This window comes from Aquimarina algiphila, from assembly GCF_007489275.1.
Taxonomy (GTDB): Bacteria; Bacteroidota; Bacteroidia; order Flavobacteriales; family Flavobacteriaceae; genus Aquimarina; species Aquimarina algiphila.
On record NZ_VLNR01000028.1, the window covers coordinates 20,956 to 35,061 of the forward strand.

The 14,106-nt window shown below is 35.4% G+C and carries 16 protein-coding genes; 1 reads left to right on the top strand and 15 read right to left on the bottom strand.

Features of this window, described 5'->3' with window-relative positions; all coding sequences use genetic code 11:
- Window positions 1-4: 4 nt before the first annotated feature.
- The 14 genes from FOF46_RS14380 to FOF46_RS31580 all read right to left on the bottom strand — a co-directional run bounded on the left by FOF46_RS14380 (window position 5) and on the right by FOF46_RS31580 (window position 8,860).
- Window positions 5-499 (bottom strand): hypothetical protein, encoded by a 495-nt coding sequence (locus FOF46_RS14380; protein WP_143916926.1) that lies wholly within the window; start codon window positions 497-499, stop codon window positions 5-7.
- Entirely contained in the window at window positions 496-954 is a 459-nt protein-coding gene (locus tag FOF46_RS14385; protein WP_143916927.1) for a hypothetical protein, read from the bottom strand. Before FOF46_RS14385 ends, FOF46_RS14380 begins: the two co-directional genes overlap by 4 nt.
- Window positions 955-964: 10 nt before the next feature.
- Window positions 965-1,153 (bottom strand): hypothetical protein, encoded by a 189-nt coding sequence (locus tag FOF46_RS14390; protein WP_143916928.1) that lies wholly within the window; start codon window positions 1,151-1,153, stop codon window positions 965-967.
- Between the two features lie 2 nt (window positions 1,154-1,155).
- A complete protein-coding gene (locus tag FOF46_RS14395) occupies window positions 1,156-1,659 on the bottom strand; it encodes an N-acetylmuramoyl-L-alanine amidase (protein ID WP_143916929.1) in 504 nt (167 codons plus the stop codon).
- A gap of 38 nt (window positions 1,660-1,697) precedes the next feature.
- Window positions 1,698-2,153 carry a TIGR02594 family protein gene (locus FOF46_RS14400; protein WP_143916930.1) on the bottom strand — a complete coding sequence of 152 codons (456 nt, stop codon included), beginning with the start codon at window positions 2,151-2,153 and terminating at the stop codon, window positions 1,698-1,700.
- A gap of 14 nt (window positions 2,154-2,167) precedes the next feature.
- Window positions 2,168-3,886: a YncE family protein gene (locus tag FOF46_RS14405; protein WP_143916931.1), complete on the bottom strand. Its 1,719-nt coding sequence runs from the start codon at window positions 3,884-3,886 to the stop codon at window positions 2,168-2,170.
- Window positions 3,883-4,638, bottom strand: coding sequence for a hypothetical protein (locus FOF46_RS14410; protein ID WP_143916932.1), 756 nt, complete (start codon window positions 4,636-4,638; stop codon window positions 3,883-3,885). Before FOF46_RS14410 ends, FOF46_RS14405 begins: the two co-directional genes overlap by 4 nt.
- Window positions 4,639-4,642: 4 nt before the next feature.
- The gene (locus FOF46_RS14415; protein ID WP_143916933.1) at window positions 4,643-5,131 is read right to left on the bottom strand and encodes a hypothetical protein; all 489 of its coding nucleotides are present in this window, start codon (window positions 5,129-5,131) and stop codon (window positions 4,643-4,645) included.
- Window positions 5,132-5,156: 25 nt separating this feature from the next.
- A complete protein-coding gene (locus tag FOF46_RS14420; protein WP_140591381.1) occupies window positions 5,157-5,384 on the bottom strand; it encodes a hypothetical protein in 228 nt (75 codons plus the stop codon).
- Complete coding sequence (locus FOF46_RS14425) at window positions 5,368-6,147, bottom strand: hypothetical protein (protein WP_143916934.1); 780 nt, start codon at window positions 6,145-6,147, stop codon at window positions 5,368-5,370. The genes FOF46_RS14420 and FOF46_RS14425 overlap by 17 nt, the downstream gene beginning before the upstream one ends.
- A 24-nt stretch (window positions 6,148-6,171) precedes the next feature.
- Window positions 6,172-6,927, bottom strand: a complete 756-nt coding sequence (locus tag FOF46_RS14430) for a hypothetical protein (protein ID WP_143916935.1) — start codon at window positions 6,925-6,927, stop codon at window positions 6,172-6,174.
- Between the two features lie 19 nt (window positions 6,928-6,946).
- A complete protein-coding gene (locus tag FOF46_RS14435; protein WP_244299622.1) occupies window positions 6,947-7,555 on the bottom strand; it encodes a hypothetical protein in 609 nt (202 codons plus the stop codon).
- 128 nt (window positions 7,556-7,683) lie between these two features.
- Window positions 7,684-8,586, bottom strand: coding sequence for a hypothetical protein (locus tag FOF46_RS14440; RefSeq protein WP_143916936.1), 903 nt, complete (start codon window positions 8,584-8,586; stop codon window positions 7,684-7,686).
- A 103-nt stretch (window positions 8,587-8,689) separates the two neighbouring features.
- Window positions 8,690-8,860, bottom strand: coding sequence for a hypothetical protein (locus tag FOF46_RS31580; protein ID WP_167571847.1), 171 nt, complete (start codon window positions 8,858-8,860; stop codon window positions 8,690-8,692).
- Between the two features lie 210 nt (window positions 8,861-9,070).
- Between FOF46_RS31580 and FOF46_RS14445 the strand changes: the two genes are divergently transcribed.
- Window positions 9,071-11,053 (top strand): P-loop NTPase family protein, encoded by a 1,983-nt coding sequence (locus FOF46_RS14445; RefSeq protein WP_143916937.1) that lies wholly within the window; start codon window positions 9,071-9,073, stop codon window positions 11,051-11,053.
- Between the two features lie 62 nt (window positions 11,054-11,115).
- On the opposite strand, the gene FOF46_RS14450 is transcribed toward FOF46_RS14445, so the two are convergent.
- Entirely contained in the window at window positions 11,116-14,106 is a 2,991-nt protein-coding gene (locus FOF46_RS14450; RefSeq protein ID WP_143916938.1) for a DNA polymerase III subunit alpha, read from the bottom strand.

Sequence of the window (14,106 nt, forward strand, 5' to 3'; positions counted from 1 at the left end):
GCTTTTATACTGTTCTGTATTTTGGTAATCTTGAGATAATACCTAATACTGTTTTGATTTCACTTCTATCAAAGTGATCCTTTAATTGATCTCTAAGGTTTAATTTGTGTTCTCTTTGATATGCTTTAGCGACCTGAGATACTTGCACTTTATCCTTTAGGTTCCTGAATACGGCATATATATTTTCCTCTAAGTCACCACCTCGATACCAAGGTCTAAAGCCTTTATGAATTTCATTGGCATATCGTGTTGCCGTAGACTTCTTTAATACTATTATTTTTCCTGAACGAGAATTAAAAACCCTGTCTACGTATTTAACATCTAAAGCTGCTGAACTCTCTAGTCCTTTACTGTCTGGATTCAAACTTTTACTTAATTCACCCAATAGACTACTAGCAAGTTTATTTCGCTTTTTATTACGCAAAGTCATATAAGTAGTACCAATCAATATCAGTCCTACTGTGCCTGCGGTGATCTGTAATCCAACTACTTTTTTCATTTGTTCAAAAATTTAATCCCTCCTCCAATAGATCTACCCATCGGTGTAAGCATCGCAAGGTCAGTTGCATCCGCTTTCTTTGCAGTATTCCACAAAATCAGCCCTATAACCGCTAATAATAATGTCAAGGTTACAGGCACGGCTATTGAAACAACTTTTGACAAATTCTTTCCTAACCCCATAAAATTGCTGCCTATTTCAGATGCATCTGCTATGGCTCTTGTTGCTGCACTTGATACGTCAATTTTATTCTTCTTTAGCCACTTGTTGAAATCTCCATTTGTGGTACAACTGGATGATCCGTTTGTCTTCCAAGTCACCAACCAAATAGTACGGGCATTTGTCGTTCCAACGGTAGCTTTTAACGAATTGAAATAACCTACCCATAGTTCACAAGGATCGTTAGATTCTGGCACTATATATGACTTGTTCTGTATGTTAATTTCAATGGGCATACTATTTTATTTATCTTCTTAAAATGTGATTTGATTGTGACTTGACTTCTCGTTTGGTTAACCCTAAATCTTCTAATGTTTCTATAAGCCTTTTCTTGACTTGTGCTTCTTTTCTATCAGCTTCTTTCTTGTCATACTTTTTGTAAATATGTCTACCAATAAGAAAACCCACGCCAAGTGCTAAAATGGTGTTCTTCATTGCTATTCCTTTTTGATTTTTTTAAAGATGTTGATTTCTGGCACACCTATTTCCTCTAACCAAATGGATACACTAAAAGCAGGATTTTCTTTGCCTTTCATAGCGGGAGCTTCGTCAAGTCCTAATACCTGAATTTTTGGAAATTTGAGAACGTAAAACTTGACAATAGCTTCCAAACTTTTTATCTGTGCCGTAGTACGGCTATCCTTTGGCTTTACCTCCTTTTCCGTTCGTCCACCTACATAGGCAATGTGCTTACAGATTCCTAATACCCCTTTCTTCCCTTCAGAAATCCCCCATAAGTCAACAGTAGTTGGATTATCTTCTGAGACTAGAGTTTTCATTGATCCATCGGGTTGAATTAGGTAATCAATACCAGGGCGATTAAATCCATAGCCACCTAGTTTTTTATCAGTGGTATGTAGGTCTATTATATCTTCTTTAGTAACAGGAATTCCTTCCCCTGATTCTGTACTTTGAATAATTAAATAATCTACTTTTTTCATCTCTTGTCATTTTAAATGTTCATTTCTATTTTGTGCTACTATGCAGCATCGAATAAGGGTCTGAATGTTTTTTTGATGGATCGAAATCCTAATAATCGATACGTGGGATAAGGCTTTATGTTTACTTGATTGTTTTGATTTCCACCTAATACGTAGATGTACTTTTTATCTTCGCTATAGCCGATAAAAAATCCTACATGACCTTTCCAACTATTTCTTTTTTCCCTCCAAAAAATAACTACATCTCCTTGTTGTGGAATCTTTACTTTTGTACCGACTTTTAACCAAGATCGAGCGTTGAGCTTACCACTAAGGGCATAGCCAGCTTTTAAAGCCACAAAATTCGCAAATGCGGAACACCAAGCTGTTTCATCTGTTGTTACCCATCTGTGACCGATCGCTTTAAAATACGTCAGTATACGAGGGTTATGTTTCTTACCAACAACCTCTGTGACTCCGTACTCTCCTAATGCTATATCTAATACATTGTTCATAGCTTTCTTTTTTTCTAATTAAGTATTGCATCTTCTAAAATGTTTTCTGTTTCATATTGTTTGTAATACGTTAGTATCGTGATGGTTTGCTTTCCTGCAATTTTAAATACCCATCCATTTTTGCCGTCAATGATAGCTCCGTTCATCTCAAAAACTTCTGCTACATTTCCGAAGTTTTGAGGGCTGTTATAGCTCGAAAAGGAGATAGGTTTTATATTTGTTTTTCCTGTTACAGTTTCTTCTTCAAGCTTCAATACCTTAAAGCGTTCAGTACCCGATAAAACAAATTTTACATGCTTGACAATGGCAGGGTTAAATGTGAAGTCTTCACGCCTTGCTTTATACCCATCATTGATGAGTACTTTATTACTTTCTCGACTATAACTAATGATATTGATAGCCCCATTCGTGCTATCACTACTGTAAATCATATCACTATTAGGATCTATAGCCACACCTGTACCTACAGCACCTAAAAAAAGCGTATCAATTACTACATCGGTGGTATCTACTATGGAATATGAATTATCCCCTCTGTTACCTACATATAGCAATTCATTACTAGGATTATAGAGAATACGATACGGATCAGCTCCAACTGGTATTGATGCCCTTGTAGTATTTGTATCCAGATCAATCGGGATTACTGTATTATCTCCAGATGAAACTATATACAAGCTATTGTTTACTGGATGATATGCTATTGTAGTAAGTTCACTACCCGCAGTATCAATAGTATTTGTTACTTGATTGTTAGTATCGATGACTGATATACTGTTGTCATTTGAATTGACTACATAGACCGATCCAGTCTTTGGCACAATGGCAATATTTCTTGGTGCTTTCCCTACACCAATAGTTTCTATTACTGTTTCTGTAGTAGTGTCAATTACACTAATGGTATCATCAGCAATGTTAGCTATGTATACATTTGAATTAAAAGGATTGAAAGTTATACTAATGGGTCTTTTCCCCACTTGTATGGTATTTACTATTTCCAATTGTGTATTAATCACCGTTACGGTATCACCTATAATATTCGCCACGTAGACCGTACCAAAGTTTGGGGAACTAGGTTGGCTATTCACGGTCAGGTCTACGGGCGAAACCCCAAAGGGGCTGCTAGCATTAGCAGTTATAGGAATAAGGGAAACGATAACTCCTTCAGTATTCAGTACACTAATATTATGAGATAATTGATTTGCGATATAAGTAAATCCATTAAAAGGATTTACAATAATTCCTTGTGGGTATATTCCTGTTCCTAAATTTGAATTGACGGTAACCGTCCGAAAAATATGATCTGCTACGTCTCCTGGTAATGTTGGACTGAGTGGTGGCTTTTTGTTGCCTGCCCACAAACGAACTTCTCTTTCTACATCAGAAGTATTGGTAATAGTCAATTGTGTTGTCTCATACCTATCTTGAAGCCTTTTATAAAAGGCTTCATTACCCAATTTTGTAGCACTTCTATGTAAGCCTTTAAAGGTTCTTTTTGGTAACCTTCTTGTATAAAGGCGATTCACTTTTACAAAAGAATCGTACTGATCTGAATGTATCAATTCTGCAATCATAGCATCTTCTTTTTCTTCAGAGGACACATCATCTTTCTTCTTAGTAGTATCCGTTTTTGAGACTCCAGCTTGATCCTCATCATCATCCAATAACACCCACCAAAGTGCTGCAAGGGTAATCCCTGTAGTTATCAATGCTATTTCGGTGTTTTTTTTCATTGTGCTAATGTGTACTTATCTATAAATTGGACAATCTCTTTTGTCCTTCTTACTTGTATTTCACCCACTAATTCGGGATGTTGACTAAAAATTTTTGTCGCTGCATACACCGCTTCTATTTTTGGAAAGCCATAGTCTAAATAATGTCTGATTCCACATAAATCTGCTGTCGTTTCGCTACGGGTATTTAAAAACCAATGGCAACCTTCATGTGCTAGTATAGCTACTCGCACAGGAATTGTATATGTTTTAAACAATCGTTGCGATATCTGAACTCTTGGCATCTTGCGATGTATTCTTGCAGGAGTAATCAATTCCTTACCAAAAGCATCAACGATGCTAGGTAAATATTGGAATAGAAACTCATTATTTGGACTATCATAAAATCCCGAAGGGACATACCCTGCCTTTTGAGCAAACTGGATGGCAAACTCCATAAACCGTTGTTGTTCTGGAGTAGTCCAAATCTTAGGTTCGTCCATCATGATCACTTTAAAATCAAGAATATCGATACCCTCATCATCGCCTGTCTTTTTATCATAGACCTCCATCTCCAGTTCTTCAGGTGAAACAGGTAAAGGAATTTTGATACTCCTTTTTCGTCCTCTTTCCAAGTAAGCTTTCCTACGGAAATAGTGCGTGTTTGGAGTTAAAGGATCGTATACTTTAAATCCTACGTTCATCGCCCTTTTTACATTTACCGTAATGGCAATAGTAAACCGCTTTCTAAGAGAAGGAATTGGAATGATCATCGTTTTAACCTTGATTAATTCTTACGTATTTATTCTTTTGAGCTTGATAGGCTAATACTCCAATTCCGCCGACAACAACAACTCCTAATGCAACATATAGTATTGTCGTTGTGGTCTTATCCTTTTTAGGAGTTTCCTTAGTACTTTCATTTCCAAATCCTACTCTGAAATCCGAAGGAGTCTCATTGTTAGGCGCTCCGTATAATTCTGGAATTTGTATAGGTGCAGGCTTACTGATAATTGTATCAACCGCACCTCCTATAGCTGCTCCACCGCCTAAATCCCTATAAGCTTGTCCTAATTGTGAAAAGAAGTTTCTTCTCTTTTGCCTTCTGGCAATTCGTTTAGGATTAGATCGCCTTTTGGCTCGTCTTGCTTTTCTAGCAGCACGTCTTTTCGCTCTTTTCTCTTTGTTCCCAAAAAATAGGAACTCATCATAGGTATCATCACCTACATGATCTGCTAACAACATTTCTGTTTCTCCTGCTATCATAGTTAAGTTTCTTAAAGTTTAGTATTTATATGATGTACATAATGTGTAGGGTTGAATCCATCGGGTCAAACGACTTGGCATTATGTGGTTTTCCAACAAAGGGATACGATTTTGCGTCACCAGCAGCAAGTGGTATTCCATTCACCATTACTGGAGAGTTCCCAATGTTTTTTACGGATGCAAATAGAAACCCTAATGGGATTTCCCCTGCATCACTAAAAACTTGTTCTATAGTTTCAGCTAGTACGTCCATTTGCTTCTATTTTAGTTTTCATTTTATACATTACAAATCCTGTTACCACAAGCCCTAAAACAGCAACTCCAATGATGTTTTGCATCTTTCTTTTGTCACTACGTTTCTCTGGTTTTTTCTCTTTTTCATTTCTATCCATTACTTCCATATTTGATGCGCTCATATTTTCTGCTACTATCGGTAGTTCTTCCCCCATTAGTGGGATAGTTCCCTTTGGAGTTCTTCTACGCATAATAGGTGTAGATCTACGTTTACGACTTCCATATCTTCTTTTGTACGGAATGACTATATCCCTTGATACTTTCGGTTTTTTCCTTTTATTAGGAATAGATACAGATGGTCTTGTACGCTTTCTTGGATCGCCTGGCATAATAGGAGTTCCCTTAAAAATTGGCTTTCTAATCCCTATCTTTGAAATCCCTCTATTCCTTTCCAAGTCTCTGTGAACCGGATTACCAAATTTGATTGGTGGCATCCGAAATGGCTTTTTAATGGTTCCAGATCTTGAAACCATTCTGTTTCTGAAGGGGCGACCAATAGGTCTTCGATATCGCTTATCAAGTGTTCTTACTGGACGGGTTCTACGCCTTCTTCTACCAATCCCAATGGAACGTAATATCCTTGTTTTGGGATGTTTACGAAACAATTTGCGTAATCGTCTTCGGTTCTTTCTTTTTCGAAGTTTATGACGAACCACATGATGCAAAAACGGATCATATTCGGTAGTGTCAAATTCATCTATATCTATAGGGTATTCAATCATATCTTTTTCTTTTGAATGTTAAGATTATCTACCAGATATCGGTTGAACTGGAGCTGGCATAGGTGGATATAAAGGCTTTGAGTTAGATTTAGCCATTACGACACCAATGATCGCCAAGAGTGCAATTCCACCACCTGCCATTAACATCGTATTGGTTTGCTTTTTCTTGGCTGCTGCTTCTCTTTCCCTTTGTCTTTTGGCTTCTTCCTCTCGTCTTCTTCGGTCGGCTTCTTCTCTTTGCCTACGTGCTTCTGCTTCTCTTCGTCTGCGCTCGGCTGCTTGTCGCATTTCCCGCATTCTACGTTCCATATCTCGTTTAGCCTGCGCAGCTTGTGCAGAAGCTCTACGTCTTGCAGCAGCTTGTGATGCTGCAAGTGCAGCAGCATTTCCACCACCACCTCTACTTCGTCTACGTCTTTTCTTTTTGAAAAGTCCACCAACAATACCAATTGCTCCTTTTGCAAGCGCTCCCCAAAATTCATCTTCGTCTTCCTCTCCATCATCATAGGAACTAAAATTGCTTCGCTCCAAGGCAAGCATTTCTTTACCTTGATATTGAATATGGATCGTTAGTAGTTTGCCTAAATCATCTTCAAACTTTTGATTATTTGATTTTAGCAATTCCACCACTTCATCTATAATTTGATTTCTGTTAGGTGTACCTTTGAAAGTGATTCCATATTTTGCCAATAAACCAATGACAGGTTTAGGTTTGGTCAGGATCAAATGACTGATTAGATTAATAGAATCATTATATTTTTTTTGAAAACTCTGTTTCATCTCTTACTCTTTAAATTAATTATGAATTACCAATGCGAGTAGCGCCTACCAGATACCCTGCGATAAATACCACGCTTAAAAGCACTAGTTCATCTTTTCCAAATACAGATGTTTTTTGGGGTTCTGAAACAGCGGGTGTTGTATCTTTATCTTTTTCAGTAAGCTTTCTTTGACGCATTTCATTCCAAACCATTTGAACTTCCGATGCCAACTTCTGATCTTCTGGATTGGCATTAGATTTTTTTACAATTCGGTCATAATAGCTTTTAACTTCCTTGTCGCTTGCATCTGAAAATTGATCCAAGAAACTATCTTCGTCACCAGATCCATTGTAGTTCGAATGTCCACACTCTCCACAAAAATTGTCTTCGCTATTATAGTTGTCATTACTACAAGAATTGCAGGGCTTTTTCTTCTTTTTTGTATTTAGGGCTAGTATTGCCTTCTTATCTGGATGGTGCTGTAGTACTTCTGAAATTACCGATTTACCATTTTTCTGTATCAGTTCTTTGGTTGCCTTCACAAGTGTGTGCAAATCCTCTGGAACTTCGTATCCACAATCAAAAATGATTTTACGGATCGGATCAGGGTTACTAAGCACGATATAGTCAATACTATTTTGTGCCAAGCCTTTCGTTCTATGTTTTTTTGATGTTTTCATAAGCATGTATTTTGTGATTAAAAAAAGATCAGCCAAAGCCTTGGAATATTCCTATCGCTTTGGCTGTATCACTTTTGTAAGCTTGCTTATAGCAACTATCTCAATCTACGTCTACGTAGACTTGATATTGGATATCGACGTCTTGGTCTATATCTGCGTACTGGTCTTCTACGAACTCGTCTACGTCTTCGTGGACGGATTCCAAAGGCAGTCTGCCTTTTTCTTCTACGGATCAAATCGATCTGTGGTAGACCAGTAGTTCTTGGAACTCTTGATAATTCCGCCACATTATTACCTTTTAACAGGTTACCCATATTCGCTCTCGCCTTGATGGTAAAAGTGAATACTGCCGTAGTATCTGGATTAACAGTTACACGCAAAGAATCCTGTCCTGTAACATTCAATTCGAAGTTGTCATCATCAATCAATTGTTGTGTAAAATTCTGAGGGCTAGTAGCATTACGTGGCTGGTACACACGGATAGTATTCGATCCTGCTGCCGTTCTTTTTGTCAACTTTAATACGTTGTCAAATTGTAACGGATTTGATACAGAATACTTCATCCCTGAAATCTTAAAAGGATTCGCCTTAGATTCCTCACGAACTTCCTTATGACTCGATTCCTCAACCGTAACTGTTACACCAGCAGGCTGCGCTGCTTCCTCATTTCCTCCAAACACAACCGCTTCAGCTTGATCACCAGAAGTGTTTTTTACCACTACGGTAAGGGTTCTATCATTGGGATCTATTTTACCAATGGAAGTACGGGTGTAATCATCGTAACCATCTTCCTCAAAATCATCTACATACTCATCTTCGTATTCCTCATCGTAATCGTCATACCCATCCTCATTTCCTTCAAAACCTGAATCGAAATCATCCTCGTCTTCGTCGTCGTAGTCATCATACCCATCATGCATATCCATATCTCCATCATAATCATCAAAACGATCTTCTGCATCGTCTTGATATCTCATTAGTTCATCGTAATCGTTCATAATAATTTGTTTGTGCTGTCATAGACAGCGTTTGACATTTCTTAATCTCAATTCTCTAAATACTCACCATAACAAAGTGGCTATGCCACACCTCTCTAAAGGGTTATGATTTTTTGTTAGCGATTTGTGATTTTTTAGCTGCTGCTAGTTTTTTAGCTTTTCTTTTTTCCATCCAAGGAGCTACTTGAAAAGCTCCTATTGCCGTAAAAGCTATTGCTGATACAAGGATTACTGCTCCTATAGCTTTGTAATCCAAATCTTTTTCGTTTGCCATTTCTCTAGTGTATTATTTGTGAATATTTGGCTTGGTTTCTAAACCTTTGACCGCTAAATTCAGCAGGTATTTTGGGAAAAACACGCAACTTTTTTGCTACGGGGCATTAGAAAAAGGAAGGATTCAGGAATGATAGTAAATGGGCATTTATACAGCGTAGTAAAACTTTTTTGACATCACTTGTATTGATCATTTATGTATCTTAGAAATATGAAAGAAATAAAACAAGCCATCAAAAACCATCTTAGAATGGATACCCAAGGAGCTTTATTAATTTCAGGTGCTTGGGGTTCTGGAAAAACTTATTATTTAAAACAGAAATTGTTTCCAAATTTGATTGAAGAAACAGGTTATACTCCTGTGATCATTTCGCTATATGGAGAGAACGATATAAAGAATATTACAAAAAAAATATTTCAAGGAATTTTAGCAAAGAAGGGAGATAAGATTTTAAGAACAGACTCTTGGTTATCAAGTGCATTATCTAATGGTAAAAAAATTCTTAAGTCTATCAAGATTATAAACAAATATGTAGATACTGAAGAATTATTGGAAATGGTGATGGGCAATGTTTTTGATTTAATTCATACTCACAATATCGCCTTGTTTTTGGATGACATGGAACGTTTGGGTGAAGGAATAAACACTAATGACTTTTTAGGCTATGTCAATGAATTATCCGAAAACAAAGGTGGTAAGGTAATACTGGTTGCAAATAGCAAAGAAATGGATGTCTTAAAATATAGAGAAAAAACAATTTCTAAGACAATTCAATATACACCAGATCTCCTTTCTCTTTTTGATGATGTGATTGAAGAATTTAAAGATGACCAACCTTTCTTTAGTTACTTATCATCTAACAAAAAATTTATCTTACGAACTTTAGACAGCTCCTTTGATCCTAATTTTCAATCAATTTCCGATATGTATTCCAAACGGCTAAAAGAAGACTTTAGCAATTTAAGATTTCTAAATTCAGCCTTAGAGCATTTTAAGGATATCTATACTATATTTTCCAATAAGCGTAATATAACAGAAAAAGTTTTTGATACCCAACTTAAAAATTTATGGTGTTTTATCTTAGGTATTATAATTGAAAATAGATCTTCTCACGGAATGCAACTCACGAAAGAAGATAGGAAAGGTCTTGATATAATGGGATCTCAATGGCTTTCTATTGAAAATATTGAATTGTTTACTGGAAATATTGATTCTATTGTTAATCAAGAAGATACACCTGAGAAAGATGATAGAACAAAATTTATAGAAAAATACTTTTCTCGTATCTCACAAAGGTTTTTCTTTTTTGAAGAGGTTTATAAATTCATTTGCTCTGGAAGTGATATTAATGAACAAGAATTTTTTATCGATCTAGATAACAAATTTAGAATTGTTAACGATACGCTAAGCCCAGCTTACGATTTGTTAAATGAATTTATGAGTGTAAAACAAAGTCAATTTTCCGACAAAGAGTTTCCAGAAAAATTACAACAATTGCAAAACTATATTGAGAAAGGAGATTACAATAAATACATAGACTATATAAATGTTAGTGTATATTTATTCGGATACAAAGACTATTTTGAAAACCCTAAATCAAATGATGACATAAGGAAATCTTTAGAACAAGGAGTAAGAATATTTAGGGATCGCAGTTCGTTTGATCTATCTGAGAAATTTGATATTGAAAGGATGACAGAAGGGCAAAAAGATCCTAATGTAATTCAGTATAAAAACTTCATACTAAAGTTATTAAAAGAAAAAGTAGAAGCTACGCATAAAGATGAAGCTTCTGTTTTAGAAAAGTTATTTATTAAATCTCCTAATGACTTTTATCAAGCTATTTATAATAATGGAAGTATCATATTTTCAAGGAACACACCCATTTTTCATTTATTTGATTTTGAGCAAGTTACTTTAGGGATTACTAATTGGCAGGCTGAAGATTATCTGGTATTATCTTCTTTAATGAATAAGAAATATCTTAAGGGTCTAAATCTTAGAGATTTTGAAGAAGAATTTCCATTCATGTTAGAACTAATAAATCATTTTGAAGCAAAGGACACAAGCCAAAAAGTACTGTCAATGTATTATCTTGAAACACAACTAAAACCAATTTTAGTGAAGGTTAGACAAAGAATTGAGCAATGGGATAATGCAGGGGACGATTTCAAAAGAATAGTTACCATTTAATTTTTAGGAGTCAATTTTCTATATTTTCTTAATTAATTTAAAATATCACAATCAGTCAAGGATTAATAATGAGCCTTCTTATTAGAATTTTCAGGTGAATGAAACCTTGGATCAGATACTATGGCTTGTCGCTGAACATTCTCAGCTATGAGACAAAAATATCCCAATTCCTCTGTAACCCTCCCACGAATTTTATACACTCCTTTACTTTTCATTGGGTATTTTAAGGCTATCTTTGGAAAGTGAACGGTATCAAAAATATCACCTTCTGAATCTAAAAAAGTTCCGAATACCATCACTTCATTTTTATTAGTCTTAGTACGTTTCGAGGTAATTAGATTTCCGTAAATAACAACTTTTTGATTTGCCATTCTTTTCAGGTCAATTGCTCTCAGGTTACTTTCTGTTTCATCCAGTAATAACTCAAATTGAGACACTAAAGGAAAGCCTAACAATTCGATCTGGTCATAAGAATCAATGATAAAATTACTGGAGATTTCAGGAAGGGTATAGTCTACTTTTTTTGGTTTAAAAAGAACAGGGTGTATTAGGTCTGTTTTGGATGATTTACATTGCAAATGTGCCTGCCACATCAAGTGATGCTTATCTATTGTCGTAAATCTAAAGGCATCAATACGAATTAATAAAATCAATTGTTCTAAGCTAATATGAATTCGATCAATAAATTCATTAAAAGAAGTAAAACCACCATACAATTGACGTTCATTCAAAATCTTCTGAATAGTTCTTACTTCTAAATCCCTAACCATTCCAAATCCTAAAAAAACTGTTTTTCCAATAATACGATTGGGATGATCACTCTTATTAATGCAAGGGGGTACTACGATCCCTCCACACTTTTGGATCTCATTTATGTAAGTGGGTATACTATAAAATCCACCACCATTATTCAAAACAGCAGTCATAAACTCCAATGGAAAATACTTTTTAAGATATAGACTTTGGTAACTTTCTACTGCGTAAGAAGCTGAATGCCCCTTTGCAAAAGCATACCCTGCAAATGCCTGTATTTGATTCCATACACTCTCTGTGTCTTCTGGAGTGTATCCTTTCTCATTACAATTACTCTTAAACTTTTGAGCTATCCTATGAAATTCTCCTTTGGAACGACTTTTACCTGACATTCCTCTCCTTAAAATATCGGATTCCGCTAATGATAATCCTGCAAATTTATGAGCTACTTTTAATACATCTTCCTGATACACCATAACACCATAGGTGTCTTCTAAAATTCTCAACATAACTGGATGAGCTTCTTTTTTCTTTTCTGGATATCGATGCCTAAGAATATATTGGTTTTTCATACCTCCATTTGTCACTCCTGGTCTAATAATAGAACTAGCTGCAACTAGTCCTAAATAATCCTGAGTTTGTAGTTTAGTCATTAGCGTTCTCATAGCAGGAGATTCTACATAAAACACACCCATACAATCACCCACTTTTAGCAATCTATTAATCTCAGGATCAGACTTAAACTTATATACATCGTCAATGTTTTCTAGGGTAGCTTCAGGTTGGTTTTCTCTAATCACCGTAATGGCATCTTTAATTTTTGATAACCCACGTTGCGCTAGAATATCAAATTTGTAAATACCAACTTCTTCTGCAATATTCATATCAAACATAATGGTCTGAAAACCTTTTGGTGGTAAAATGGTTGCAGTGTAGTAGTGGATTGGTTTTTTGGTAATTATAATACCTCCTGAATGTACACTGATATAATTCGGGAACCCATGTATTAACTTCCCATATTTATGAATTAGTTTAAAAAACTCATCATTCTTAGGATCAATAGTATATCCTTTTAAGAAATTATCTACTTCCATTTTAGGAACCCCAAATACTTTAGCAAGTTCACGTACAACCGCTTTATACTGAAAAGTAACATAAGTTCCCATAAGAGCAGTATTTGGAAAGCGCTCAAAAATATATCGTGTTACATCATTTCTATCCTTCCAAGAAAAATCTATATCAAAATCTGGAGGTGAGGATCTGTAAACATTTATAAAACGCTCAAAATATAAATCTAAATCAATTGGATCTACATTAGTGATCCCAATTATATAGGCTACAACACTGTTAGCACCAGAACCCCGACCAATGAAAGGATAATCCTTTGATATTGCATACTGAATTATATCATAGTTGATTAGAAAGTATGACACAAAATCCATTGTCCTAATAGCTTCTAACTCTTTCTCTATTCTTTCTATAATTGTTGGGTTCGCTTCAGGATAACGGGAATGTAATTTATCATAACACAGTTTTTTAAGGTAGTCAAAATCCCGTTCCCTAGTTTCAAAATACCTATCTTGATTCTGGTTGGTTCGATCATCATTAAAGAAAAAATCAACCTTGCATTGCTGAAGTATACGTTTGGTATTTTCAATCATAGAAGGATAATTCGCATACTTGATTAATAAATCATCCTTTGTATGCATTTGATCTGTTTTATTGCCTTGCTCACTCTCTGGTAGCTTACTTAACAATGTATTGAGATCAATAGCTCTTAATAAACGATGTGCATTATAATCGGATTGATTCCTGAAGGTAACGGTTTGTTGGATAACTAATTTATTTACATAACCCTTGTAAACTGAAAATGGTAGTTTGTTCAAATCCTTAATCGAGATACCAATAAACTCATTCGCCTTGAATTTTGTTTTTTCAAGCTCCAATATTTTCTCAAAAGGATACACTACAAAAGTGTTTTCCAATTCTGGTGCTTCTTCGGGGAAATCAGATTTGGAGTGAAGATGTTCTGATAGAAAAGAATTAATGGTCTGAAATCCGATATTGTTTTTCGCTAGTAAGACATACTGCTGATCTACACCATTCCTGAAATCAACTCCAACAATCGGGTATATTTTATAGTTTCTGGAAAGCTGTAAAAAACTTAATATTGCTGTAGTGCTATTGATATCTGTTAATGCTAAATATGTGATATCATTTCTTTGAGCCATTTCCAAAAGTTCTACTTCTGAAAATGTTCCGTATCGTAACGAATAATATGTATGACAATTAGTATACAT